The sequence below is a fragment of the Synechococcus sp. A15-127 genome (assembly GCF_014280215.1).
Taxonomy (GTDB): Bacteria; Cyanobacteriota; Cyanobacteriia; order PCC-6307; family Cyanobiaceae; genus Parasynechococcus.
This window is the reverse complement of sequence record NZ_CP047948.1, coordinates 37,462-61,220: the sequence shown is the minus strand read 5'-3', so window position 1 is coordinate 61,220 and position 23,759 is coordinate 37,462. Positions and strand designations below refer to the sequence as shown.

At 63.4% G+C, this 23,759-nt stretch carries 27 protein-coding genes and 1 tRNA gene; 16 read left to right on the top strand and 12 right to left on the bottom strand.

Annotated elements, in window-relative coordinates; all coding sequences use genetic code 11:
- The first annotated feature begins 33 nt into the window (after nt 1-33).
- From clpP to SynA15127_RS00310, 4 genes are all read left to right on the top strand, one after another.
- Entirely contained in the window at nt 34-708 is a 675-nt protein-coding gene (gene clpP / locus SynA15127_RS00325) for an ATP-dependent Clp endopeptidase proteolytic subunit ClpP (RefSeq protein ID WP_043694085.1), read from the top strand.
- 90 nt (nt 709-798) lie between these two features.
- Entirely contained in the window at nt 799-2,148 is a 1,350-nt protein-coding gene (gene clpX, locus SynA15127_RS00320) for an ATP-dependent protease ATP-binding subunit ClpX (RefSeq protein WP_186484554.1), read from the top strand.
- Nucleotides 2,149-2,152: 4 nt separating this feature from the next.
- Nucleotides 2,153-2,818, top strand: coding sequence for a lecithin retinol acyltransferase family protein (locus tag SynA15127_RS00315; protein WP_186484553.1), 666 nt, complete (start codon nt 2,153-2,155; stop codon nt 2,816-2,818).
- The gene (locus tag SynA15127_RS00310; protein ID WP_186484552.1) at nt 2,815-4,578 is read left to right on the top strand and encodes a DNA polymerase III subunit gamma/tau; all 1,764 of its coding nucleotides are present in this window, start codon (nt 2,815-2,817) and stop codon (nt 4,576-4,578) included. The genes SynA15127_RS00315 and SynA15127_RS00310 overlap by 4 nt, the downstream gene beginning before the upstream one ends.
- On the opposite strand, the gene SynA15127_RS00305 is transcribed toward SynA15127_RS00310, so the two are convergent.
- On the bottom strand, nt 4,569-5,876 hold the full coding sequence (locus SynA15127_RS00305) for a glycosyltransferase family 2 protein (protein WP_186484551.1): 1,308 nt from the start codon (nt 5,874-5,876) through the stop codon (nt 4,569-4,571). The genes SynA15127_RS00310 and SynA15127_RS00305 overlap by 10 nt on opposite strands.
- 24 nt (nt 5,877-5,900) lie before the next feature.
- Entirely contained in the window at nt 5,901-7,454 is a 1,554-nt protein-coding gene (locus SynA15127_RS00300; RefSeq protein WP_186484550.1) for a SpoIID/LytB domain-containing protein, read from the bottom strand.
- A gap of 84 nt (nt 7,455-7,538) precedes the next feature.
- Between SynA15127_RS00300 and rpmI the strand changes: the two genes are divergently transcribed.
- Genes rpmI through SynA15127_RS00285 form a run of 3 tightly spaced genes read left to right on the top strand, consistent with a single transcriptional unit; the run spans nt 7,539 to nt 8,655 of the window.
- Nucleotides 7,539-7,736, top strand: a complete 198-nt coding sequence (gene rpmI / locus SynA15127_RS00295; protein WP_043697172.1) for a 50S ribosomal protein L35 — start codon at nt 7,539-7,541, stop codon at nt 7,734-7,736.
- Between the two features lie 43 nt (nt 7,737-7,779).
- Complete coding sequence (gene rplT, locus SynA15127_RS00290; protein ID WP_043694070.1) at nt 7,780-8,127, top strand: 50S ribosomal protein L20; 348 nt, start codon at nt 7,780-7,782, stop codon at nt 8,125-8,127.
- A gap of 9 nt (nt 8,128-8,136) precedes the next feature.
- Nucleotides 8,137-8,655: a tetratricopeptide repeat protein gene (locus SynA15127_RS00285; RefSeq protein WP_043694059.1), complete on the top strand. Its 519-nt coding sequence runs from the start codon at nt 8,137-8,139 to the stop codon at nt 8,653-8,655.
- Nucleotides 8,656-8,663: 8 nt separating this feature from the next.
- Here the strand turns inward: SynA15127_RS00285 and SynA15127_RS00280 are convergent, their stop codons facing one another.
- Entirely contained in the window at nt 8,664-9,209 is a 546-nt protein-coding gene (locus SynA15127_RS00280) for a hypothetical protein (protein ID WP_186484549.1), read from the bottom strand.
- An 89-nt stretch (nt 9,210-9,298) separates the two neighbouring features.
- Between SynA15127_RS00280 and SynA15127_RS00275 the strand changes: the two genes are divergently transcribed.
- From SynA15127_RS00275 to SynA15127_RS00260, 4 genes are all read left to right on the top strand, one after another.
- A complete protein-coding gene (locus tag SynA15127_RS00275; protein WP_186484548.1) occupies nt 9,299-10,126 on the top strand; it encodes a thiazole synthase in 828 nt (275 codons plus the stop codon).
- 87 nt (nt 10,127-10,213) lie between these two features.
- The gene (gene psb34 / locus SynA15127_RS00270; RefSeq protein WP_186484547.1) at nt 10,214-10,387 is read left to right on the top strand and encodes a photosystem II assembly protein Psb34; all 174 of its coding nucleotides are present in this window, start codon (nt 10,214-10,216) and stop codon (nt 10,385-10,387) included.
- 59 nt (nt 10,388-10,446) lie between these two features.
- Entirely contained in the window at nt 10,447-11,643 is a 1,197-nt protein-coding gene (locus SynA15127_RS00265) for an NAD-dependent epimerase/dehydratase family protein (protein WP_186484546.1), read from the top strand.
- 15 nt (nt 11,644-11,658) lie between these two features.
- The gene (locus tag SynA15127_RS00260; protein WP_186484545.1) at nt 11,659-12,804 is read left to right on the top strand and encodes a glycosyltransferase family 1 protein; all 1,146 of its coding nucleotides are present in this window, start codon (nt 11,659-11,661) and stop codon (nt 12,802-12,804) included.
- A gap of 18 nt (nt 12,805-12,822) precedes the next feature.
- On the opposite strand, the gene mrdA is transcribed toward SynA15127_RS00260, so the two are convergent.
- The 5 genes from mrdA to cbiD form a co-directional block, all read right to left on the bottom strand.
- On the bottom strand, nt 12,823-14,610 hold the full coding sequence (gene mrdA / locus SynA15127_RS00255; protein WP_186484544.1) for a penicillin-binding protein 2: 1,788 nt from the start codon (nt 14,608-14,610) through the stop codon (nt 12,823-12,825).
- A gap of 3 nt (nt 14,611-14,613) precedes the next feature.
- The gene (locus SynA15127_RS00250) at nt 14,614-14,994 is read right to left on the bottom strand and encodes a hypothetical protein (protein ID WP_186484543.1); all 381 of its coding nucleotides are present in this window, start codon (nt 14,992-14,994) and stop codon (nt 14,614-14,616) included.
- 11 nt (nt 14,995-15,005) lie between these two features.
- Complete coding sequence (locus SynA15127_RS00245) at nt 15,006-15,617, bottom strand: hypothetical protein (RefSeq protein WP_186484542.1); 612 nt, start codon at nt 15,615-15,617, stop codon at nt 15,006-15,008.
- A 61-nt stretch (nt 15,618-15,678) separates the two neighbouring features.
- Complete coding sequence (gene guaA / locus SynA15127_RS00240) at nt 15,679-17,265, bottom strand: glutamine-hydrolyzing GMP synthase (RefSeq protein WP_186484541.1); 1,587 nt, start codon at nt 17,263-17,265, stop codon at nt 15,679-15,681.
- Between the two features lie 32 nt (nt 17,266-17,297).
- Nucleotides 17,298-18,401, bottom strand: a complete 1,104-nt coding sequence (gene cbiD, locus SynA15127_RS00235) for a cobalt-precorrin-5B (C(1))-methyltransferase CbiD (protein WP_255475675.1) — start codon at nt 18,399-18,401, stop codon at nt 17,298-17,300.
- A 46-nt stretch (nt 18,402-18,447) separates the two neighbouring features.
- On the opposite strand from cbiD, the gene SynA15127_RS00230 reads away from it, so the two are divergent.
- Together SynA15127_RS00230 and SynA15127_RS00225 are read left to right on the top strand one after the other, a co-directional pair.
- Nucleotides 18,448-19,596 carry an alanine--glyoxylate aminotransferase family protein gene (locus SynA15127_RS00230; RefSeq protein WP_186485499.1) on the top strand — a complete coding sequence of 383 codons (1,149 nt, stop codon included), beginning with the start codon at nt 18,448-18,450 and terminating at the stop codon, nt 19,594-19,596.
- 35 nt (nt 19,597-19,631) lie between these two features.
- Nucleotides 19,632-19,703, top strand: a tRNA-Gly gene (locus SynA15127_RS00225).
- A 14-nt stretch (nt 19,704-19,717) separates the two neighbouring features.
- Here SynA15127_RS00225 and SynA15127_RS00220 read toward each other — a convergent pair.
- The 3 genes from SynA15127_RS00220 to SynA15127_RS00210 form a co-directional block, all read right to left on the bottom strand.
- Nucleotides 19,718-19,978, bottom strand: a complete 261-nt coding sequence (locus SynA15127_RS00220; protein WP_186485769.1) for a hypothetical protein — start codon at nt 19,976-19,978, stop codon at nt 19,718-19,720.
- A 50-nt stretch (nt 19,979-20,028) separates the two neighbouring features.
- Nucleotides 20,029-20,184 (bottom strand): hypothetical protein, encoded by a 156-nt coding sequence (locus SynA15127_RS00215; protein ID WP_370594006.1) that lies wholly within the window; start codon nt 20,182-20,184, stop codon nt 20,029-20,031.
- 113 nt (nt 20,185-20,297) lie between these two features.
- Nucleotides 20,298-20,600 carry a hypothetical protein gene (locus SynA15127_RS00210; RefSeq protein ID WP_186484539.1) on the bottom strand — a complete coding sequence of 101 codons (303 nt, stop codon included), beginning with the start codon at nt 20,598-20,600 and terminating at the stop codon, nt 20,298-20,300.
- Nucleotides 20,601-20,684: 84 nt separating this feature from the next.
- Between SynA15127_RS00210 and SynA15127_RS00205 the strand changes: the two genes are divergently transcribed.
- The 3 genes from SynA15127_RS00205 to SynA15127_RS13445 are packed head-to-tail and all read left to right on the top strand — an operon-like array spanning nt 20,685 to nt 22,059.
- A complete protein-coding gene (locus SynA15127_RS00205; protein ID WP_186484538.1) occupies nt 20,685-21,200 on the top strand; it encodes an AbrB family transcriptional regulator in 516 nt (171 codons plus the stop codon).
- Between the two features lie 60 nt (nt 21,201-21,260).
- On the top strand, nt 21,261-21,668 hold the full coding sequence (locus SynA15127_RS00200; protein ID WP_186484537.1) for a DUF6554 family protein: 408 nt from the start codon (nt 21,261-21,263) through the stop codon (nt 21,666-21,668).
- Nucleotides 21,589-22,059 carry a hypothetical protein gene (locus tag SynA15127_RS13445; RefSeq protein ID WP_255475521.1) on the top strand — a complete coding sequence of 157 codons (471 nt, stop codon included), beginning with the start codon at nt 21,589-21,591 and terminating at the stop codon, nt 22,057-22,059. Before SynA15127_RS00200 ends, SynA15127_RS13445 begins: the two co-directional genes overlap by 80 nt.
- Here SynA15127_RS13445 and SynA15127_RS00190 read toward each other — a convergent pair.
- Nucleotides 22,014-23,633 (bottom strand): DEAD/DEAH box helicase, encoded by a 1,620-nt coding sequence (locus SynA15127_RS00190; protein ID WP_370594005.1) that lies wholly within the window; start codon nt 23,631-23,633, stop codon nt 22,014-22,016. The two genes, SynA15127_RS13445 and SynA15127_RS00190, sit on opposite strands and share 46 nt — an antisense overlap.
- Nucleotides 23,634-23,759: the final 126 nt, after the last annotated feature.

The following is a 23,759-nucleotide window of genomic DNA, read 5'->3' as shown; positions in this document are numbered from 1 at the left end:
TAGATTGATCTCACTCAGACAGGCAACGAGCGCGTGATCGACGCCCGCAGTCACCACCCCATCCAGAACCGCTGGCGGGCCGAAATGCCCATCTCGGCACCCGGTCCTCTGCCGACCGTGGTCGAGCAGTCCGGCCGTGGCGACAGGGCCTTCGACATCTACTCCCGATTGCTGCGCGAGCGGATCATCTTTCTGGGCACCGGCGTTGATGACGCCGTGGCCGATGCCCTCGTCGCCCAGATGCTGTTTCTGGAAGCCGAGGATCCGGAAAAGGACATTCAGATCTACATCAACTCGCCGGGAGGCTCCGTGACGGCGGGACTGGCCATCTACGACACGATGCAGCAGGTGGCTCCTGATGTGATGACCATCTGCTATGGGCTGGCGGCCAGCATGGGCGCCTTCCTGCTCAGCGGCGGCTGCAAGGGCAAGCGCCTCGCCCTGCCGAACGCCCGGATCATGATTCACCAACCTCTGGGGGGAGCGCAGGGACAGGCCGTCGATATCGAGATCCAGGCCAAGGAGATCCTGTTCCTCAAGGAGACCCTCAATGGACTGATGGCGGAGCACACAGGTCAGCCCCTCGACAAAATCTCCGAAGACACCGACCGGGACTACTTCCTTTCACCCTCAGACGCGGTTGAATACGGCCTGATCGACCGTGTGGTGGACAGTTCCAGGGACGGAGGAATCGTTACGGAGGGCTGACAGCGCCTCGCCGACTCACGATCCTTGGTGTTCAGGGAGACCCTCCTCCGGTCGTGCTCTGACCACCCTCGTTGAAGTGAACGGCGTTCGATGGCCAAGTTCGATGCCCACCTGAAGTGTTCCTTCTGCGGGAAGTCGCAGGACCAGGTTCGCAAGTTGATCGCCGGCCCGGGCGTTTACATCTGCGACGAATGCATCGACCTGTGCAACGAGATCCTCGACGAGGAGCTGGTGGACAGCCAGGGCAATGCGCGTCAGAGCGCTGAGCAGCACAGGAAGTCCGCTCCCGCCACCCACAAGAGCGGCAAGCCGGCTCCGACCCTGGCCTCGATCCCGAGACCGCAGGAGATCAAAACCTTCCTGGATCAGCAGGTGGTGGGTCAGAACTCCGCCAAGAAAGTGCTCTCCGTGGCGGTTTACAACCACTACAAACGCCTGGCCTGGCAGGGTGACGGCAACGGTGAGACCGAGCAGACCGCGACGCGACTGCACAAATCCAACATCCTGCTGATCGGCCCCACCGGCTGCGGCAAGACCCTGCTGGCCCAGACACTGGCGGAGCTGCTGGACGTGCCCTTTGCTGTGGCGGATGCCACCACTCTCACGGAGGCCGGCTACGTCGGTGAAGACGTGGAGAACATCCTGCTGCGGCTGCTGCAGAAAGCCGACATGGATGTGGATCAGGCCCAGCGCGGCATCATTTACATCGACGAGATCGACAAGATCGCCCGCAAGAGCGAGAACCCTTCGATCACCCGTGACGTCTCCGGAGAAGGGGTGCAGCAGGCTCTGCTCAAGATGCTGGAGGGCACCGTGGCGAACGTGCCTCCCCAGGGAGGCCGCAAGCACCCTTATCAGGACTGCATCCAGATCGACACCAGCCAGATCCTGTTCATCTGTGGCGGTGCCTTCGTCGGCCTTGACGATGTGGTGCAGAAGCGGATGGGCCGCAACGCCATCGGCTTCATGCCCAGCGACAGCCGCGGCCGCAGCCGCACCAACCGGGACCTGCAGGCGGCCCAGGTGCTGCGCCATCTCGAACCGGATGATCTGGTGAAGTACGGACTGATCCCGGAATTCATCGGCCGGATGCCGGTGAGTGCCGTGCTGGAGCCCCTCGACGAAAGCGCACTCGAATCGATCCTCACCGAGCCCCGCGATGCGCTGGTGAAGCAATTCAGCACGCTGCTGAGCATGGACAACGTCCAGTTGGACTTCGAGCCCGCCGCGATCGAAGCCATCGCCCAGGAAGCCCATCGCCGCAAGACCGGCGCCCGGGCTCTGCGCGGCATCGTCGAAGAGCTGATGCTCGATCTGATGTACGACCTGCCCTCCCAGACGTCGGTCTCCTCGTTCACCGTGACCCGAGCCATGGTCGAAGAGCACAGCGGGGGCAAGGTGCTGCCGCTGCCGGGCGCGGACCAGCAGAAGACCGCCTGACGCCTTGGCCACCGCAGACCACCTGCAGGTACCGCGGCAGCACGGACTGTTCAACCATCACGGCATCGACCTGGGAGACGGCACCGTGGCCCATTACCTCGAGGGCCGCGAAATTCTTCGCAGCCCCGTCGAGGAGTTCTGCCAGGGGCAGCCCATAGCGGTGATCGAACACGAGCACGCCTCACCGTCGGGAGTGACCCTGAGACGGGCGATGGGCCGGATCGGGGAACAGAACTACAACCTGCTGTTCAACAACTGCGAACACTTCGCCACCTGGTGCAAAACCGGTCGGCACCGCAGCGGCCAGGTGGAATCGGTTCTGGAACGGGCCCGCCATTGGAGCCAGCTGATGCCGGCGGCCCTGATGAGCGGACTTGAGCTCCTGGTCCAACGCGGACTGCTGGATGACAACGCCCGCCGGATGGCCCGTGAGGGGGTGGCCAAACTTGAGAAGCTGCGGGTGAAGCTTCTCAGCAGCCTGGAGACCCTGCTGCAGCAGGCCGGTGACGGCAGCAACCGCCAGCTGTTGCTCTCCGGCCAGAGCCTCGCCGATGAACTGGCCGCAGTGGAGGATCTCAAGGAACGGATTGATGCCCTGCTGGATCAGCCTCCGGCCCTGCCTGAGGCCGGCTCACCTGAGTACCCTCGCAGCAACGCTGGCGGCGCATGAGTCCGGGCTATCAGCCGCTCCACCACAAATATCGTCCCCAGCGCTTCGATCAGCTGGTGGGTCAGGAGGCGATTGCCGCCACCCTCGGCCATGCCCTCACCAGCAACCGGATCGCACCGGCGTATCTGTTCAGCGGCCCGAGGGGTACAGGCAAGACCTCGAGCGCCAGAATCCTGGCTCGCTCGCTGAATTGCCTCAACAGCGACGGGCCGACACCGGAGCCCTGCGGGCACTGCGAGCTGTGCACAACGATCGCCGCCGGAACCGCCCTGGATGTGATCGAGATCGATGCCGCCTCCAACACCGGCGTCGACAACATCCGGGAGCTGATCGAACGCTCGCGCTTCGCGCCGGTGCAGGCCCGCTGGAAGGTGTACGTGGTGGACGAGTGCCACATGCTCTCCACCGCCGCCTTCAACGCCCTGCTCAAGACCCTCGAGGAGCCTCCACCACAGGTGGTGTTCGTCCTGGCGACAACAGACCCGCAGCGGGTGCTGCCGACCATCCTGAGCCGCTGCCAGCGCTTTGATTTCCGGCGGATCCCACTCGATGCCCTCGAGACACATCTGAGCTGGATCGCCCAGCAGGAAGCGATCGAGATCCGGCCGGATGCCCTGCATGTCGTGGCACAGCGAGCCCAGGGAGGTCTGCGCGACGCCGAGAGCCTGCTGGATCAGCTCAGCCTGCTGCCGCCCCCGATCGAAGCCACAGCGGTATGGGATCTGCTGGGAGCAGTCCCTGAACAGGAGCTGCTTGAGCTGGTGAAAGCGATGACCGCTGCTGCACCGGTGGAACTGCTGGAGGCGACCCGCAATCTGCTGGACAGGGGCCGCGATCCTGGAGCTGTGCTCCAGGGCCTGGCCGGGATCCTGAGAGACCTGGTGCTGACGGCTGCCGCACCGGATCGACCGGAACTCACCGGGGTATCGCCCCAGTTCCGCGATCAGCTGCCCGATCTGGCCAGGGCCCTCGGTCGCCCGCGACTGCTCCAGTGGCAGAACCAGCTGCGTGGGGCGGAACAGCAGCTGCGTCAGAGCGTGCAACCGCGCCTCTGGCTGGAGGTGCTGCTGCTGGGGCTTCTGGCAGAGCCGGCTTCGTTGAAGGACCCCGTTGTCGCTGCGCCAGCCACCAGGCCAGTGGCAGCCGCGATCAGCCCACCTCCCCCGACCTCTCCACCGGCAGCGAGTCCTGAACTGCCCTCCGTGAGCCCACCGGCACCGCCGGAACCTGCTCCCGTCGGCGCCAACCTGCCCGAGCTCTGGCAGCAGATCCTCGGCAGCCTGGAGTTGCCATCAACCCGCATGCTGCTCTCGCAGCAGGCTCAGCTGGTGCGCCTGGATGCCAACCGTGCCGTGGTGCAGGTGGCCGGCAACTGGATGGGGATGGTGCAGAGCCGAGCCAGCCTGCTGGAAAAGGCTGTGGCTACGGCTCTGGGCGGCAACCGCCAACTGGTGCTGGAAGCCGGTGGCAGCACGATGACGGCCCCTGTTGTCGCCTCTCCCCCTGCTCCGGTGGTGACGCTGCCAACCGGTCCGGCTCCAACACCCGCTCCACCGTCAGGACCAGCCCCGGAACCAACGGTCTCCGTCAAGCCAGCGGCCCCTCCGCAACACACATCCAGCCCGGCCGGTCCGACCACCACGGCTCAAACCCCACCGGAACTTCCATCCGGACTCGATCGCAACGCCCGACAACTGGCTGATTTCTTCAATGGACAGGTGCTCGATATCGAACAGCCCGTCGACAACCCTCAGGCCTGAACAGGCTCCTGCTCTCCATGACTGGTCTTCGCCCAGACGAGACGCTTCGGGAGAACAGCCATCTTGAGAGCCACCCAGGGGATCACGACGAACCAGTGGGAGAGATACAAAATGGCCAGAAGAAGCTGCAGTGGACCAGCCGAGGGAATCGGTGGACCTTCACTGCTGATGCGACAGCCTCGCCAGTAAGCCAGCCCCGACACGCTGAAGGCCACAAACGACAATGGCCAGTAACTCGGCGCAGTGCGCGTCACCAGACTGGTGCTCAGATCGGCGAAGGACACCACGGGAAGGCCGTACTGCAGCAGGAAGAAACAGGCGAGATCCCAGCGCTGGCGAAGGCTGAGCTGGCCTGAGGTGAGCGTGGGCCAGTAATCGAAGAAGCGCTGCAGTCCACCTTCCGCCCAGCGCTGACGTTGCTTCCAGAGAGCCGCCAGACCTGGCACGGCCTCCTCCTGCACCGGCGGATCCCAGAGAATCCCCACCAGAGCTCCGTGAGTGAGCAATCGGAAGCTGAGATCCAGATCGTCGGTGACCGTGTCCTCATTGAATCCCCCAGCAGCCTCCAGCACCGAGCGGCGGATCAGCTGACCGTTGCCGCGAAGCTCCGCCACGCCGCCGCCTGAGAGCCGACCCTGCTGAATGACGGCGTCCAGTGCCATTTCCATGGCCTGAGCCCGGGTCAGCCAGTTGCGATCGGCATCGATCACGGCCTTGCGCAGCTGAACAGCAGACCAGCCACCGTCGAGGGCATAGGGGATCAAATGCTCCAGCAGATCCTCCTGAAGCTGCGCATCCGCATCCAGCACCAGCAACCACTCCCCACGAAGCTGCTGCAGTGCCGTGTTGAGAGCCCCGGACTTCCCACCGCCCGCATCGCGGGGCCGGTGGATCACCCGAAGCGAAGCATGGGTGGCGGCTAGGTCGTCGAGCAGCTGCGGCGTGCGATCCAGACTTCCGTCATCGATCACCCAGGTGGACAGACGTCCGGATGGGTACCGCAGGGCCGTCAGACGCTCCACCAGGCGGGTCACGACACTTTCCTCGTCGCGGGCGGCCACCACCACATCAAGGGTGGGCAGATCGCCTGGGGTGCCGGCCGGAAGCCGACGGGAGGGTTCACCCTGCAGCACAGTGCGCAGGCCATATCCACCAAGCATCAGCGCCAGGCTGATCGCCGGCCAGAGAGACCGGGCCGGATCGAGCCAGTGGGGTGCTGCGCCGGCGCAGCCGCAGGCGAACAGGAACGCTGCCGACTTCACCCTGCGGTGATCTCCAGAGGCAGCGGTCGGAGCCATGCACCATTTCAGGTGGAGAGGACTCTAAGGGGACTGAGTCTGGGGCGACAGCGGTTCATAAAGCGTCCCCGGGTAGTAGCGGCTGAGGATCCGTTCCGTTGACCAGCCGCGCCAGGCCAGATCGATGGCACCGGCCTGGGAGAGTCCGGCTCCATGGCCGAAGCCACCGCCACGGACCAACCAGCTGGTCTCGCCCTGGGGCTGAAGCACGAACAGGGTGCTGGGAAGAGTGCGGAAGGTCCGCCGGATCCGATCGAGCCGCAGCACCACTGGACTGGCCGATCCAGAACCCTTGATCTGCAGCGCCAGAACCCGTCCGCTGGCCCCCCGTTGAAGCACGGAAAGATGGATCGGAGCACTCAGAGCAGCTCCGGCTGAACCGAGGGCGCTCCGGATCCCTGCCGTCGTGAGCGTTCGTGTCCATCGGAAGCGGGGATGGTTCCTGCCATAGGCGCCGGCTCCATCCGCCAGAAGGGCATCCACCCCCTCCGTCGCGATGAGCGGCAGAGGATGGCGCATTACCCAACCGGCATCTCCATCGGCCTCCGCACGGAGATACGGCTGGGGCTCCATCGCCCAGGCCTCGGTGCCACTGGCCATCAAACCGCCGTTGCTGGCGTGGTACACCGCGCTGATCGGGCTTCCGTTCCAGCTCAGCAGTCGACCACGGGTGGCAGCAATCGCCTGAAGCACCGCAGGGCCCGCCTGACGCGGGTCGCTGTACACCTGGCACTGGGTATCGCTGCACAGGTGGTAGCCATCGATCCGGAAACGATGGCTGTTGGCCAGAGCCCAGGTGCGGGCAAGCACCGTCTGAGCCTGCAGAGCCGACGGCGGCGAGCCAGCGCCGATCTCATGGGGAACCACGCCTTCCAGGTAGCGCTCCAGAGGCACCTGCTCGATCAGTGTCCAGCTGCCGTAGGCATCCCGCTGCAGGCGGAATGGCCCCCCGTAGCGCCCGCCCTTCCACTTCAGACCCTGAGGGGCGTTGATCCGGATCGGACCCTGGAGCGTGAAGCCTCCTTCAGCGGTCTGAAGCACAGGCACTACCACCGAGTCGATGCTGCCGTGCCAGTCACGGACCGCCAGGCCGTCCGGCAGCGGCGCTCCCTTCGGAGCCCAGACCTCCCAGTCGTCAGGATGAGCCACAACAGCTGCAACCCCAATCTCCCGCCAGCGTTTGGCCACCCGTTCCGCGGACTCGAAGCTGGCGAATGGACCGGCCACGCGACGCGAGAGCGTCAGCGGTGTCTCCCTCGGCACACTCCGCCAGCTGATCGTCAGGACCGAACCGCTCCAGTCACGGCCACTGGCATCGCTCAGCGATAGCGGACTGCCGGCTCCATGCAGCGTCAGCGGGGCGCTCTGATCAGGCCGACCGAGATGGGCCTGCAGAGAAACCCACAGCCGATCCTCCGGACCGTTGACCGGCGGCGGGGGCGGCACAGACGGATGGGTCACGGCCATTGGCACCTGAGGAGGAGACACCGGTCCCTCCGGCTGGATCTCCCTGGCCCGGCAGCCCGTCGACGACCAGACCAGCACAGCCACCGACAGCAGCCGGATCAACACGCTCATCGTGCGAGAGCCCTCATCATCGGTTCAACAGAGGAAGGTGCACGTGGCGTCGTATCCTTATTGTTTGTGCCCGAACGAGCAGACATGCCCAAGCTGAAGACCCGCAAAGCTGCCGCCAAGCGGTTCAAGGCGACCGGCAGCGGCAAGTTCATCCGCCGGCGCGCCTTCCGTAATCACCTGCTGGATCACAAGACTCCCAAGCAGAAGCGCCACCTGGCCACCAAGGCCGTGGTTCACGAAACGGACGAACTGCGCGTGATCCGGATGCTCCCGTACGCCTGAATTGCTTCGTTCCGTTCCGACCTGATTACACCCTTCCAACGTCATGGCCCGCGTCAAGAGAGGCAACGTCGCCCGTAAGCGCCGCAACAAGATCCTGCGGCTGGCCCGTGGCTTCCGCGGTGGCAACGGCACCCTGTTCCGCACCGCAAATCAGCGGGTGATGAAAGCCCTCTGCAATGCCTACAGGGATCGCCGTCGCCGCAAGCGCGACTTCCGTCGCCTCTGGATCGCCCGTATCAATGCCGCCGCCCGTATCAACGGTGTGAGCTACAGCCGGCTGATGGGTGGTCTCAAGAAGGCAGATGTGCGCCTCAACCGCAAGATGCTGGCTCAGCTGGCGGTGGTTGACCCCGGAAGCTTCACGAACGTGGTCACCGCTGCCAAAAGCTGATCCCACGCGATGAACCTGCTGCCCCAGACCTACCTGCTGGGCCTGGTCGGCCTGCTGTCCATTGTGGCGGTGGTTGTGGGTCGTCAGTTGCTGCGCGTGCGACGCGATGAAGCCCGCCTGATCGAATTGGAACAGGCGGGCGCAGCGGGATCCCGCCAGGCATCCGACCTGTATGAACTGGGATCGGTTCAGCTCCGCAAACGGCTTTATCCCCAGGCCGCCGCGTCGTTGAAGCAGGCCTTGAAGCGAGCCAACGGTGAGCCGGATGAAGCCAGGGCTCTGATCGAGAATGCCCTGGGCTTTTCACTAGCCGCCCAGAAGGATTACGAGGGAGCTGTGCGCCACTACAAACTGGCTCTAAAGGCGAAACCGGATTATCCGGTTGCCATCAACAATCTTGCTTTCGCCCAGGACAAACTGCTCAAAAGTGAAGAGGCAGCCGATCTCTACAGACAGACTCTGGTTCTGGATCCCGGAAACACCACGGCCCGGAAACGTCTCAAACAGCTGGAGCGACGTCTGGGCTGATCAGTCGATCACCAGAGAGGCTGCACCGGAACACTCTGCTCACAGCTGCTGTCGAGAGCGAGACGGCCTCCGACACCGGTGGAGGGGTCCGCCATGTTCACCAGACGCGGAGCCTGCCAGGCCGTTGGACTGAAGCCCTGCAGACCGAGAAAGATGCCTCCGGGCTCGAGACCAGGAATCAGGGCATTGCCTAGAGGAATGAGGTCGAGCTGATCGGACTTGGCATGCAGGTTGCCCTGGACAGGCGCCGTGGTTGTACCGAGATCCATGGTGCCCCGCAGATCCACCATCTGACCCATGGGGGTGAGCGACGTCAGGTTCAGGGTGACGTAGACGGTCGGGTTGCCATCGAACGGCTTGTAGGTGCCGCACCAGCGGCGGGGGAGGGTTCCGGCGAGATCACTCGCTCGGGCAACAGGATCAAAACTTTCGACACTCCCCTCATCCACCTTGAGAGGGACCGCCAGCTGGATCGGATCCAGGGGGAGCTGGGGATTCATCCGGAAGGGCACCTGACTGCCGATCGAAAGATCCATGGCAAGCAGGAAAGGCATCAACCGCGCATCATGATGAGCGCAAGGTAGGGCGTTTTGCTCATCTTCGACGGCAGAGCGATGCCGTTCCCTCAACCTCACCACGCGTCATGGTTCCGACGTCCTGTGCCAACGACCAGCTGGTCATCGGCGGTCGCCCGTTCCGAAGCCGTCTGTTCACCGGAACGGGCAAATATCCCGACCTGACCACGATGAAGCAGAGCATCGAGCACTCCGGCTGCGAGATGGTGACGGTGGCCGTGCGTCGTGTTCAGGCCGTTGCCGCAGGCCATGCCGGCCTCATGGACGCCATCGACTGGACACGCATCTGGATGCTGCCTAACACCGCCGGCTGCCGCGATGCCGACGAAGCGGTGCGGGTGGCACGACTGGGCCGTGAACTGGCGAAGCTGGCCGGCCAGGAGGACAACAACTTCGTGAAGCTGGAGGTGATCCCCGACAGCCGTCATCTGCTCCCGGACCCGATCGGAACCCTCGAGGCAGCGGAACGCCTTGTGCAGGAGGGTTTCGCCGTGCTCCCCTACATCAATGCCGATCCGCTTCTGGCGAAACGCCTGGAGGATGCCGGCTGCGTCACGGTGATGCCCCTGGGCTCACCGATCGGTTCAGGACAGGGACTCAACAATGCGGCGAACATCGCCCTGATCATCGAGAACGCCAGCGTTCCCGTGGTGGTGGATGCCGGCATCGGGGTTCCCAGCGAAGCGGCCCAGGCGCTTGAGATGGGGGCTGACGCCGTGCTGGTGAACAGCGCCATCGCTCTGGCCGGGGATCCAGCGGCCATGGCTGAAGCCATGGGGCTGGCTGTCGCCGCCGGTCGCTCCGCATACCGAGCCGGCCGCCTGCCGAAACGCGATAAGGCGGCCGCCAGCTCTCCCACCACGGGACTGGTTCAGGAGCAAAGCGCCGGCAGGTAACGACAGATGAAGACCAGTGAATCTGGCGATACATTCCAAGCCGCTAAGCAATTGGACTCATAAGGTCCAGGCACTCGCAGTTCCACCATGCAGGTCACGACGGAAGACGGCGGCCGCCTGAACGCTTTCGCCAAGGAGCCCCGCATGGAGGTGATGGATGCGGAGACCAGCCGCATCCGCGGGCGAGGCTCCATGCTCATGACCCTCGGAGGCACGGTGCTCGTGCTGGCCCTCGTGGCGATGACCGTCGCGATCAGCTGAAAATCCCTGTAGTAACTTGCCTCAACTGAGCGTTCCGCTCGTTCCTGCAGGAGTCTGAGTTGAAAGTTCTCGTCCTCGGCGGTGACGGCTTCTGCGGCTGGCCCTGTGCGGTGAACCTGGCCGATCAGGGCCACGAGGTGTTGATCGTGGACAACCTCAGCCGCCGCAAGATCGACATCGATCTGGAGGTGGAATCACTCACCCCGATCACCACCATCGGCGAGCGGCTGAAGGCCTGGGAGGAGATCGGCGGCAAGCCCATGCGCTTCGTGCACATGGACATCGCCCACGAGTACCAACGCGTGCTCGATCTTCTGCTGGAGGAGAAGCCGGATGCCGTTGTTCACTTCGCCGAGCAGCGGGCAGCGCCCTACTCGATGAAGAGCAGCGCCACCAAGCGCTACACCGTCGACAACAACGTCAACGGCACCCACAACCTGCTCGCCGCGATCGTGGAGAGCGGCCAGGACATCCATGTGGTGCACCTCGGCACCATGGGTGTGTACGGCTACGGCTCCCACCGCGGCGCCACGATTCCCGAGGGCTACCTCAAGGTGGAGGTTCCCCAGCCGGACGGCAGCCGCTTCGAGGAGGAGATCCTCCATCCGGCCAGCCCGGGCAGCGTCTACCACATGACCAAGACGCTCGATCAGCTGCTGTTCCTCTACTACAACAAGAACGACAAAGTCCGCATCACCGACCTGCACCAGGGCATCGTCTGGGGCACCAACACCGATGCCACCGACCGCGACCCGCGCCTGACCAACCGCTTCGATTACGACGGTGACTACGGCACCGTTCTCAATCGCTTCCTGATGCAGGCTGCAATCGGCTACCCACTCACGGTGCACGGCACCGGCGGCCAGACCCGCGCCTTCATCCACATCCGTGATTCGGTGCGCTGCGTGCAGCTGGCCCTTGAGAATCCTCCGGAACCGGGCGAACGGGTCAAGATCTTCAATCAGATGACCGAAAGTCATCAGGTGGGAGAACTGGCCCAGAAGGTGGCTGCTCTCACCGGCGCGCAGGTGAACAACCTTCCCAACCCTCGCAACGAAGCGGTGGAGAACGATCTGATCGTTGACAACCGCTGCTTCATCGAGCTGGGTCTCAACCCGACCACCCTCGATGACGGTCTGCTGAAGGAAGTGGTGGAGATCGCCACGCGCTACGCCGACCGCTGCGACCGCGACCGCATCCTCTGCACCTCCGCCTGGACCAAGACCCAGGCGCAGGCCATCGGCACCGCCTCCTGACATCAGACTTCACCCTTGAAAGTCGCCTTCTTCACTGAAACCTTCCTGCCCAAGGTCGACGGCATCGTCACCCGTCTGACCAAGACGGTCCGGCATCTCGTGGAGGCCGGGGATGAGGTGGTGGTGTTCTGCCCTGAAGGCTGCCCGGAGGAGTACATGGGAGCCCGGGTGATCGGCGTGCCGGCCATGCCGCTGCCCCTCTACCCGGAACTGAAACTCGCCTTGCCGCGACCGGCGGTCTCCGAAGCGATCGACAGCTTCCAGCCGGATCTGATTCACGTGGTGAACCCGGCCGTGCTCGGTCTAGGGGGCATCTGGCTGGCGAAGACCAAAGGGATTCCCCTGGTGGCGAGCTATCACACCCACCTGCCCAAATACCTCGAGCATTACGGGATGGGCATGCTCGAGCCCTTGCTGTGGGAACTTCTCAAGGCTGCCCATAACCAGGCACTGCTCAACCTCTGCACCTCCACGGCGATGGTGCAGGAACTGAGTGACAAGGGCATTCAGCACACCTCGCTCTGGCAGAGAGGAGTGGACACGGAGCTGTTCAGACCCGAACTGCGCAGCCCGGAGCTCCGACAGCGGCTGTTGGGCACCCACGACGACCGGGGCGCCCTGCTTCTCTACGTCGGTCGACTATCGGCAGAAAAACAGATCGAACGGATCCGACCGGTGCTGGAAGCACTGCCGGATGCCCGCTTCGCTCTCGTCGGTGACGGGCCCCACCGCCAGCAGCTGGAGAAGCACTTCGAGGGAACCGCGACCACCTTTGTGGGCTATCTGGCCGGCGAGGAACTGGCCGGTGCCTACGCCAGCGGTGATGCCTTCCTGTTCCCCTCGAGCACGGAAACCCTCGGGCTGGTGCTTCTGGAAGCCATGGCTGCCGGCTGCCCCGTGGTGGGCGCCAACCGCGGCGGCATCCCCGACATCATCACCGACGGTGTGAACGGCTGCCTCTACGAACCGGGTGGGGAGGATGGCGGTGCCGCCAGCCTGATCGAAGCCACCAAGCGACTTCTGGGGAACGACGTCGAACGACAGGCCCTGCGCAAAGCGGCGCGCAACGAAGCCGAGCGCTGGGGATGGGCGGGGGCCACCGAACAACTGCGGGGCTACTACCGCCAGGTGCTGGATCAGCCTCAGCTCACCGCCGCCTGAGCGGATGCGATGGGCGCTTCAGCGCTGACGTGTCTTCTCCCAGGCAGCCAGAACCGTCTTGGCCATCGGCAGGGCATGGACAGACCCCCCTCCCGGTGTGTTCTGGGCGAAAGCCACCACAACGATCTCGCCCTCCGGATACGGGGCGTAGGTGCCGAACCAGGCATGGTCGGGACCACCGGTGCTGTCTTCTGCGGTTCCTGTTTTGCCTGCAGCAGGAGGAATGCCCGGTCCGTTGAGGCCAAAGCCTGTGCCTGCGGACACCACCTTTCGGAGACCCTCGCGGATGGTCTTCAGCGTGGAGGACTTGATCTCCACCCTGCGTCGGTGCTCGGCATCCAGCCAGTTCGTCTGGCCCTTGGCCAGGTGCGGCGTCACCAGCCAGCCACCGTTCGCGAACACCGCGTAAGCGCGGGCCAGCTGCAGAGGCGTGATCTGAACAACCGACTGACCGATGGAAGCACTGGCCATGTCCTCCGGAATCCACGGCACTGAACCGGGTGCAGCCCAGCCACGTCCCTTCGCCGCCCAGCGTTCATCACCGACCAATCCCACGCTCTCCTCCCAACCGATCTCGATACCTGTCTTCTGCTGAAAACCCAGCTGATCGGCCGCCTGTTTCAGCGCCAGGGAGCCCACGCCGACACCCACCTGATAGAAGAACGTGTTGCTGGAGAAACGCAGCGCGTCCACATAGCCGATGGTGCCGAAACCGACCCCGTTGTGATCGGGAAAACAGTGGCCGCCGTACGTGATGCAGGCCGTGGTGTGCAATTTCGTGTCCGGAGGGAACTTGCCGGATTCCATCCCTGCCATCGCCGTGACCGGCTTCCAGGTGCTCCCGGGGTCGTAGGGGTTCATCGCCCTGGACAGCAACGGCTTCTTCGGATTGGAGAAGAGCGCGTCGTACTCCTTCTGCGTGGTGATCAGCTTCGAGAAGAAGTTGGGATCAAACCCAGGCTTGCTGGCCAGGGCGAGGATCGAACCGTCTTCAGGATCCAGAGCGACCACAGCACCCCCCGGCTTGTCTGCCAGGGACAGCTCCGCAGCCCGCTGCAGATCAAGGTCGAGCGTGAGGGTGAGATCTTTCCCGGCCACCGAAGGCCGATCGCCAAGGTTCCGCTGCACCTCACCCATGGCATTCACCTCCAGCATCTGGCCGCCCCACTTGCCGCGCAGATGCGTCTCGTACGCCGCTTCGACACCCGTGCGGCCGATGCGATCGCGGATCTTGTAGCCCTTCTCTGCCAGCGCTTCATATTCCTGTTCCGTGATCGGCTGGGTGTAACCCAACGCATGGGACGCCAGGGTTCCATGCGGGTAGTGGCGCAGGATCTCCACATCCACCTGGGCACCCTGGAGCGTGCTCGCCTGTTCACGGAAACGCAGCACCTGTTCCGGCTTAAGATTCAGGGCGAGGGTGGTGCGGTAGCCATCACGATCGACGCCACGGTCGCGGCGTTGATCCAGCACATCGGGCTTGAGATTCAACAGCGCAGCAAGCCTGTCGCGTAAGCCGGGCCAGGCTGAATCGGACACGAGGCGGGGCTCGACATACAGGGTGTAACTGAGTTTGCTGGTGGCGAGCACCCGTCCCTTGCGATCCAGAAGGCGACCGCGGATCGGCGATCGCGGAACCAGTCGGATGCGGTTTTCATCAGCCAGTTCACGAAAACGGGCGCCCTCCAGCAGCTGCATCCAGACCAGGCGCGCGACCATGGCACTGCAGAACAACAGCACAACCACCAGGAGCACAAGCGGCTGCTGACGCAGACCGGTCTGACGCTGCTGGCTGGTCACGGCCATGACCTACACCTGCCCTTTCGGAGGCAGCAGAGCTCTCAGTGTCTCCAGACGACCCGCAATCCGCTCAAGCATGGCGTTCAGCTCCTGCTGATCCATCTCGGCAGTGTCCGGGTCCTGCACCGACACCGTGACCGGCATCACAGGATTGCCGAGACCTGGACTCACCTGATCCAGCTGATCGCGGAGGGAACGGGCAGCCGGTTCACCCTCCTGGCGAAGCTCTCCGAAAGGATCGGCAGCCCCTGCAGTGAACAGCTCGGCGACCCTGGCCGGACCGCCTTCCCGCGCCCGTTCAACCATTGCCAGACCGACCGGCAGGACCTCCTGCATCAGGGTCAGGCGCAGCTGGTCGAGGGGATTGGAGGCTGCGGGTTCGTCAGCCATGGGGCCTGGGTTCAGCGGATCCCAGTCTGTCCTGACGGCAGCGAAAGTGTCGGGCAGACGGACTGGCGCATGCCCATCGACCAGCCGGCGAAACCACAGAGCACCATCAGCATCACCATCGGCACGAGCGCCTTCTGAGTGGTGTCGAGAACGATCCATTCCCGCCAGGCCCGCCAGAAGCGCGTGCGCTCGAAGCGCCGATGCTCCCTGGTCTCCTCACGGCTGCGACGACGCAGTGCCTTGTCCACCCAGCGCTCGAAAGCCCGTTTCTTGGTGATCGTCATCTTCCGCTCCACCTCCAGCAGCTGACCGGAGCCCAGCTCGGGATGGAAGGTGCTGATCAGCTCCAGGCTTTTCAGGAACATCTCCACCGCTCCATCGCGCACAGCGATCTGCTGATCATCCAGCTGGCTCCAGTCCACTTCCGGATAGAAGCGACATCGGTTGGCGATGATCTGATCCTCCGTCAGCTGACCGGGCTCCCGCAGCCAACGGTCGGTGTTGCTGTCGAACCGACGCCAGTACAGGAAAGGATTGAGATAGATCGTGCGCCCACCCAGCTGAATGCTGTCCTGCTGCAGACGCCGCTGCAGCTGAAGATCCTGCTGTTGTGTCGCCGTCACGGATTCAAAGCCGGTGGCCCAAGGTATCGATCCCGGTCGGCCCCCACCAGCCCTCAGACGCTCATTCCCACTCAATCGTGCCGGGCGGTTTGCTGGTGATGTCCAGAACAACCCGATTCACTCCCTTCACCTCATTCACAATGCGGTTGGAGATGGTCTCCATCAGGTCGTACGGCAATCTCGACCAGTCGGCGGTCATGCCGTCCTCACTGGACACGCAGCGCAGCACCACCGGCCACGCATAGGTGCGCTTGTCGCCCATCACACCGACGGATCGCACCGGCAGCAGCACCGCAAAGGCCTGCCAGATGTCGTGATACAGCCCGGCCTCTCGGATCTCCTCCCGCACGATCAGATCCGCATCACGCAGGCAGTTGAGCTTCTCGTCGGTGACCTCGCCAAGGATGCGGATGGCCAGCCCCGGTCCAGGAAACGGATGCCGCCGGACGATCTCCTCCGGCAATCCCAGAGCTCGGCCGACTTTGCGCACCTCGTCCTTGAACAGCTTGCGCAGCGGTTCCACAAGCTTGAACTGCAGATCCTTGGGCAGACCACCCACGTTGTGGTGGCTCTTGATCTTCACGGCCACCCGTTCACCGGTCTTGGGATCAACGTTCGTGCCGGCGCTCTCGATCACATCCGGATAGAGCGTCCCCTGAGCGAGGTAATCAAAGGGCCCGAGCCGCCTGCTCTCCTCCTCGAACACCCGGATGAATTCGGTGCCGATGATCTTGCGTTTCTCCTCAGGATCGGTGATTCCTTTCAGCTTGCCGATGAAACGCTGACGGGCGTTGATGTATTCAACGTGAATATTGAACTCGCGGTCGAAGAAATCCATCAGGAATTCGGGTTCCCCTTTCCGCATGAAACCCTGGTCAATGAACATGCAGGTGAGCTGATCACCGATCGCCTTCTTCAGAAGAAAGGCGAGGGTGGAGGAGTCAACACCGCCGGAAAGAGCCAGAAGCACACGCTTCTCTCCCACCTGACTTCTGACCAGACGAACCGCTTCATCAATGAATGTCGTGGTGGTCCAGTCAGGATCGCAATTGCAGATGTGATAAACGAAATTGCGGATCAGAGCCATGCCGCAGGTGGAGTGAACCACCTCCGGATGGAACTGCACGCCGTAGAGCCGGCGCTGCAGATGTGCAACAGCAGCTTCCGGGGTGTTGACGGTGTGCGCCAGACGCACAAAGCCCTCCGGCAGGGCTTTCACCGAATCACCATGACTCATCCACATCGTTGAGCCACTGTCGACATTGGTCAGCAGATCCGTCGGGTCGTCCACCTCGAGCGGCGCCTTGCCGTACTCGGCCTTGCCGGTGGCGGCTTCCACCACACCCCCCAGCTGCTGCACCATCAGCTGCATGCCGTAACAGACGCCAAGCACTGGGATGCCCAGCTCCCAGATCGAGGGGTCGCAGAGAGGGGCACCGTCGGCATAGACCGAACTGGGTCCGCCACTGAGGATGATCCCCTTCGGCGCGATCCGGCGCAGCTCCTCCGCCGTCGTGCTGTACCCCAGCACCACCGAGAAAACTTCGGTCTCCCGCACTCTGCGGGCGATCAGTTCGGAGTATTGGGAGCCGAAATCAAGGATGACGATGGCCGGCTGACGCTGACCGTCTGACGAAGGCTGGGACATCGATCCTGAGTGGTGCCGCTCACGAAGGAGCGTCAATCCCTCAGCGTAAAGAAGCGGTCCTCCGCCACGGGGCCACGCCAGCGCAGGCTCCTGCCGCGATCAAACAGAACGGCACCGATGCGCATGGACCAATCGCCGTAGCGAGCGATGTAGGCCCGGCTGCGCTGCTCCACCGTCGCCGCCAGGTGACGACCGAGCCTCTCTCTCGCCTCGGGCTCCAGCCCCTGCAGGGCCTCCTCGACGGAATGCGCGTGCCGCAATCGCTGAAGCTGCTGCGGCAACAGATCCTGATCCACTCCCAGCGCCGTGAGCACTTCGAGACGGCCATCCGCCAGGTGGTGGTGGGTGTGGAAAATCCCACCCGCCAGCTTGACGAGCTTGCCGTGGTAACCCAGCAGCAGCAGATCCTGAACGCCGGCCTCTGCCGCGGCCACCAACACCGGTCCGATCCAGTTGCCCACCTTCAATAGAGGCTGCCAACCCGAGCGTCGGGCCAGATCGAGCCCGTTCTCACCGATCACCAGCACCAGTTGACCGGCGAAGTACTCATCCGTTGCGAGGGCCTGCAGTTCCGCAAGCACCGTCTGCAACTGATCGGGATCCGCACTGCGCTGCACTTCTGCCTGGGTGCCGATCAGGGCCAGGCCATCCACAACACCAAAGGCGGCATTGCTGGTGCGCTCCGCCAGCTCGCGCCCCCGTGGAAGCACCACCTCCACCCGCAGGCCACGATGCGACGGCACCAACGGTTCGAGGTTCACCGACAGCAGAGTTCTGGCAAAGGCGGAGAGACAGGGTTCCCCGTCGCTCTGCATGCGCCCCACTCCCTCTCCGGCCACCAGAACGATCGGGACCGCATCACGCTCGCACCATTCCACAAAGACCCAGATCTCCAGACCTCGTGTCAGATCCAACCCCTCTCCTGGATCACAGCGGCTGATCGCCAGGGCGGAATCACCACCTGCCAGTGGAGCTGCCGAAAGCACGGGAACTGCCACAGGGGCATCCCGATCAGGAAGCTGCAACGGCTGCTGACCCTGAAACGGGCGATGCAGCAGAGCACACACAGCGGCACGGGCCGCGGCTGTCACCCACACCGGCAGAGTCAGTCCGGAAGCGGAGACGTTGATGGGCAGTGGAGCGGCTGTTTTCTAGAGTCGCTGATTGGCATCCTCCAGAGCCGTGCAGGACAAGCTCACCCTGATGATTCCGGGCCCGACACCGGTTCCCGAAACGGTGCTGAAGGCCATCGGCCGCCATCCCATCGGCCATCGCAGCGGCGACTTCCAGGAGATTGTGCGACGCACCACAGAACAGCTGCAGTGGCTGCATCAGACCAGTGGGGATGTGCTGGTGATCACCGGAAGCGGCACAGCCGCCATGGAGGCCGGAATGATCAACACCCTGAGCCGTGGTGACCGGGTGCTCTGCGGAGATAACGGCAAATTCGGTGAACGCTGGGTGAAGGTGGCACGCGCCTACGGCCTGGACGTGGAGGTGATCAAGGCGGAATGGGGCCAGCCACTGGATACCGAGGCGTTCCGCAGCGCCCTGGAAGCTGACACGGCCAAGGAGATCCGTGCCGTGATCCTCACCCATTCGGAAACCTCCACCGGGGTGATCAACGATCTTCAGACCATCTGCGGCCACGTGAAAGCCCACGGAACCGCCCTGACCATCGCCGACTGCGTCACCAGCCTCGGCGCAACAGATGTGCCTATGGATGCCTGGGGCATTGATGTCGTCGCCTCCGGCTCCCAGAAGGGCTACATGCTGCCTCCGGGACTGAGCTTCGTTGCCATGAGTGATCGGGCATGGGAGGCCTACGACCGCTCCGATCTGCCGAAGTTCTATCTGGATCTTGGACCGTATCGAAAGACTGCAGCGAAAAACAGCAACCCATTCACGCCAGCAGTGAATCTCTATTTCGGCCTGGAAGCCGCTCTGGGGATGATGCAGTCGGAGGGGCTCGACGCGATCTTCACCCGTCATTCACGTCACCGCGCCGCCGCCCAGTCCGGTATGAAGGCGATCGGCATGCCTCTGTTCGCTGCCGAAGGCCATGGCAGTCCGGCGATCACAGCCGTGGCACCGGAAGGCATCGATGCGGAGTTGCTGCGCAAGACAGTCAAGGAGCGTTTCGATATCCTTCTGGCAGGCGGACAGGATCACCTCAAGGGCAAGGTTTTCCGCATCGGCCATCTCGGTTTCGTCTGTGATCGGGATGTGCTCACTGCCGTCTCTGCCATCGAAGCAACGCTGCAATCCCTTGGACTGCATCAGCGCAAGATGGGTTCAGGCGTGGCTGCGGCGGCAGAGGCTCTGAACTGAGCAAAACCAATGAGCGAGAACAATCTCGCTCAATTGCGGGTGTAATTCAGTGGTAGAATGTCAGCTTCCCAAGCTGAACGTCGCCGGTTCGAATCCGGTCACCCGCTTGTTGAAGATCTAATCAGGCTCTTGGTTTGATCAACTGCATGACCTGTGGACCTGCGCATCCGGCGCGGCGCTCACGATCCAAACCCTTGAGAATCAGAGAACTTGCTTCGGCGATCTTTCCTGATTCAGCAACAGTGCGCGCTTGTTCGAAATAACCTTTTGCAGCCAATGTGTGGGCTTGCCGTTGCTCAGCCGCGAGAGCTGATGCCTTGGGAAGTGTGAGCGTCAAATTCCAGATAATTCCCTTGGTTAATATCTTACCGCGGTGGATCAAATTCTCCAGTCTTCCAGAGAAGTATCAAGAACTTTGATTGCTGATTCAGCTCAGGTGCCTGGCTCTTCTGCGTTTCCGCCGAGATCTGTGATCTGATCACGCAGAAAACTGCAACGCTCACTGTCACCGCGAGCTTCGGCAACAGCCAGAGCGAATTCGAGCTTCTCGAGCTGATGGCCACCCTCAACGAAGCCCGATCGCGTCATGACCGTCAGACCCTGGAGGGTTCGGGATGAACTGAGTGAGGTGCAAGCACCTGAGGCAGGGATGGTGGAAGCCATAGTTGCCTTTCTTTTCATTTTGGCATCAAGCGCCACCCTTATGCGGCGATGTCCTGACCGTGGTGTGACGCATCGAGGGACGAACCATCCTCACGCCAGCCCTCCTCCGCCGTCTCCGTGCTGAGAAGGTCGCGGGTCTCACGGAGCATCCGTTCAATCCCATCGAGCATCTGTCGCTCCTCCTCGGGAACCGTCTGACCGTCCTGACGCTGCTGACGCAACTGAAGCTCCATCGCCTCGACGCGCTGCTCGAGGGTCAGCAGCCTCTGGGAGAGGGTGGTGATGGTCTGGGCCAGATCCTCGGCAGTGCGCGTGATCCGAAAGGACACCGATGAGCTCATCCGGTCAGGTCTCGACTGGCCCGATGACAGCACATGGGTTGCTCAGCCTCAAGTTCAGACTGACGAAGTCTGATGATGCGAACGATGCACCCAGTCGCCACGCTGTTGACCTACCTGGCTGCCGGCACCGCAGTCGGGCTGCTGGCTCTGCTCAGCCGCATTCCGGCCGCTCCGCTGGCCGGTGCCCTTCTGGGAGCAGGCCTGTTGAGCATGAGCGGTCGACTGGACAGCGCGGACTGGCCCAGCGGCACCAGGACCGTGCTGGAGATCGGCATCGGCACGGTGATCGGCACAGGGCTGACGCGCGCTTCCTTCGAACAACTGCAGGCACTCTGGCGGCCTGCCCTGCTGATCACCGTCACCCTGGTGGTCACCGGCATCGTGATCGGTCTCTGGAGCAGCAGGCTGCTCGGCATTGATCCCGTCGTCGCCCTGCTGGGAGCTGCCCCGGGGGGCATCAGCGGCATGAGTCTGGTCGGTGCGGAATTCGGCGTTGGTGCGGCAGTGGCCGCCCTGCACGCGGTTCGACTGATCACGGTGCTGCTGGTGCTGCCTGTGGTGGTGCGACTGCTGACTCCGATAACCCTTGGAAACTCCTGAGACGTCTGGACACCGCAGCCCCGATCGATACCGTTGGCCCAGTTTCCGCAGCATCGGTTCATGCGAGGTTTCGCTCCCTTTCCGGCCCTGGTCAGCCTCGGCCTGATCGGTGTCTGCGCTGCCACCGTGGCCGATGCTGCGGAACGCAAGCAGGACAAGGGCGCCAAGATCTACTGCTACATGCGCTCCAGCGGTAATGACCACGCCGTGAGCTGGAATGCGGCCTACGCCGTGATCAAGCGCCAGGGGAAAGGACCGTTCAAGACATCGCCGCAGCACGCCTCTGTGATGATCACCGAGTCGGTGGTCAACGACCCCGGCAATTTCCCCGACTGTGGCCAGTTCCTCGGCGATCTGTTCGGAGGCAGCACGCAGACCTCCATCTCCAGTGGCCGACCTTCCCCTGCACCAACCAGCGACACTCCCAGCGGTTCTGAGACATTCGACGAGAGCCGATACAGCTACTGAGAAACGGGGAATCCTGCTGATTCCGATCGCCGCATGCCTCCTGATCAACTTCGGCTGCCGGGCACCGGAGCCCCCGGACACAAGGCCGTCAGCTCAGAACAACGCCGCAGCACAAGGCTGTCTTGAGGCCTTCAGGGCAGATCAGCTGGAAGCAGTCCTTGATCGCTGTGATATTGCCGTGAAGGAGACACCGGAGGACCCCGCTGCACGAAGCGATCGCGCCCTTGTGCTCAACCTGCTCGGCAGGACGGCACAGGCCTGTGAGAACGTCGCGCAAGCGATCCAGCTGCAGCAACGACGGGGTGCCGCCGTTGAGCCGATGCTGCGTCATGAGCTGAGTGTGCGTCAGGCAGCCTGCAAGCAGGAACGCACCATGGCAGGCAGGGACTGACGCTCGAGGGCGATGCGACGAGGTCCAAGCAAGACATCGATGCGCTCGGCCTTGCTGGCCACCAGACCATCCACCAGCTGATCAGCAGGACCGAGCTGCAGCCAGTGGCAGGTCAGCCCATCCCCCATTCCGAGCCGATGACAGCGATCCTCCGCCTGCTCCAGATCTCCTGGAGTCCAGGGACGTTCCAGAAGCACCACATGTCTCGCCCGATGCAGGGTGAATCCAAGCCCGCCCGTGCCGTAAGTGGCGAGCAGCAGATCGCAGTCCTGCTGCTGAAAGCGATCCACAGCGCGCTGACGATCCTGTGGACGCTGACGTCCAGTGAGCAGCTCTCCCCCGACCCGCTGATGCAGCAGCACCAGCGGATCAACGAAACCACTGAAGACCACCACGGCTTGCCCGTCTGAGCGCAACCGTGACAACAGGGTCTCCAGGGCGGGGAGCTTGAACTCCGAGGCGATCCGACGCAGAGAGGTCAGCACCGCCAGAGGCTCGGCATCGGAGCGCACCTGACCGAGCCTGACCCGGTGTCGATAGTCCTCCACAACGAGATCGACGCGGTGATCGAAGCCGAGCGCCTCCCGCTCCGTGAGCTCGACAGGATGCAGTGCACGCCGCTTGGGGGGAAGATCCAGCACCTGGGCTTTGCGGCGATGAAGGATCAGCGGACGGGTGAGACGCCTCAACCCCTCGAGCTCACTGGCACCATCCGCCTGCCAGCGCTGACGTCCCCGCTGCTCACGCCAATGGCCCTGGCAGAACCGTTCCTCATAGCTGCGTCGGTCGCGGGCAATCGGGTGATCGATCGCAGCAAGGAGTGGATAAAGCTGAGCAGGACGCCCGTTCTTCATCGGGGTCCCGGTGATCATCCAGATCGCCCGCAATCGGGGATGGCGTGCCAGACGCAGCAGGGCAGCCGTGCGTTTCGCCCGGATCGACTGAGCGAAATGGGCCTCATCCACCAGGAGCACTGTGCCGGCAGGCGGCAGATCCCCGGGAAGCCTGGCCCAGCTGGCCAACGCAATGGAGAGACCGACGGCATCCGCCTCCTGACGCCAGTGGCGATGAAGCCCGACGGGCGCGATCACCAGAACTCTCACCTCCATGCAGCGGACCATGGCGCGGGCCGCCAACAGAGCCGTCAGCGTCTTGCCCAGACCCATCTCATCGGCCAGCAATGCACCCCGTCGCGCCAACAGCCAGCGCACACCGCTGCGCTGATGCCGCAGAGGCTGACGACCATCGGGCAGAACCTGCTGAAGATCGGCCGACGCCACCAGATCTCTGTGGGACGGCATCGGCGGCAGAGGGTGACGGCTCCAGCTCAGCCATTGCTCCAAATCCGGCGCGATGTGAAACCGCTTGCCGAGTTGCCTCTGCAGGGCATCCGCCGCAGCCAGTGGGAATTCCCAGCCCGCGGCGGGGCCATGCCAATGCCCCCTGGGACGGATCCGTTTCAGCTGCGCCTGTGTGACCGCATCGAATGGACTTACGACACGGATCAGACCTGCGGGAGACAGACCTAGATAACAGTGAGCAGGTGACGATGGCGTCGTGAACGCCCCCCACAAACATTCACTTTAATGGCGGGCAGCTTGAGAGCAAGAGCAGAGATGAAGTTTTCCTCTGGAGCTGGAGAAACCTTTGTTTTTGCAGCGCTCGACACATTGACGGAGCATGCATTCGAGGCAAGATTC

Excerpts from the sequence above, each read along its gene's own strand:
- SynA15127_RS00205 (WP_186484538.1), top strand. The coding sequence starts at position 20,685 with ATGCACCCAGTCGCCACGCTGTTGACCTACCTGGCTGCCGGCACCGCA.
- mrdA (WP_186484544.1), bottom strand. The coding sequence starts at position 14,610 with ATGGCCGTGACCAGCCAGCAGCGTCAGACCGGTCTGCGTCAGCAGCCG.
- psb34 (WP_186484547.1), top strand. The coding sequence starts at position 10,214 with ATGCAGGTCACGACGGAAGACGGCGGCCGCCTGAACGCTTTCGCCAAG.
- guaA (WP_186484541.1), bottom strand. The coding sequence starts at position 17,265 with ATGTCCCAGCCTTCGTCAGACGGTCAGCGTCAGCCGGCCATCGTCATC.
- clpX (WP_186484554.1), top strand. The coding sequence starts at position 799 with ATGGCCAAGTTCGATGCCCACCTGAAGTGTTCCTTCTGCGGGAAGTCG.
- SynA15127_RS00250 (WP_186484543.1), bottom strand. The coding sequence starts at position 14,994 with ATGGCTGACGAACCCGCAGCCTCCAATCCCCTCGACCAGCTGCGCCTG.
- SynA15127_RS00305 (WP_186484551.1), bottom strand. The coding sequence starts at position 5,876 with ATGGCTCCGACCGCTGCCTCTGGAGATCACCGCAGGGTGAAGTCGGCA.
- SynA15127_RS00275 (WP_186484548.1), top strand. The coding sequence starts at position 9,299 with ATGGTTCCGACGTCCTGTGCCAACGACCAGCTGGTCATCGGCGGTCGC.
- SynA15127_RS00300 (WP_186484550.1), bottom strand. The coding sequence starts at position 7,454 with ATGAGCGTGTTGATCCGGCTGCTGTCGGTGGCTGTGCTGGTCTGGTCG.
- SynA15127_RS00285 (WP_043694059.1), top strand. The coding sequence starts at position 8,137 with ATGAACCTGCTGCCCCAGACCTACCTGCTGGGCCTGGTCGGCCTGCTG.
- rpmI (WP_043697172.1), top strand. The coding sequence starts at position 7,539 with ATGCCCAAGCTGAAGACCCGCAAAGCTGCCGCCAAGCGGTTCAAGGCG.
- SynA15127_RS00210 (WP_186484539.1), bottom strand. The coding sequence starts at position 20,600 with ATGAGCTCATCGGTGTCCTTTCGGATCACGCGCACTGCCGAGGATCTG.
- SynA15127_RS00280 (WP_186484549.1), bottom strand. The coding sequence starts at position 9,209 with ATGCCTTTCCTGCTTGCCATGGATCTTTCGATCGGCAGTCAGGTGCCC.
- SynA15127_RS00215 (WP_370594006.1), bottom strand. The coding sequence starts at position 20,184 with ATGACGCGATCGGGCTTCGTTGAGGGTGGCCATCAGCTCGAGAAGCTC.
- SynA15127_RS00310 (WP_186484552.1), top strand. The coding sequence starts at position 2,815 with ATGAGTCCGGGCTATCAGCCGCTCCACCACAAATATCGTCCCCAGCGC.
- SynA15127_RS00200 (WP_186484537.1), top strand. The coding sequence starts at position 21,261 with ATGCGAGGTTTCGCTCCCTTTCCGGCCCTGGTCAGCCTCGGCCTGATC.
- rplT (WP_043694070.1), top strand. The coding sequence starts at position 7,780 with ATGGCCCGCGTCAAGAGAGGCAACGTCGCCCGTAAGCGCCGCAACAAG.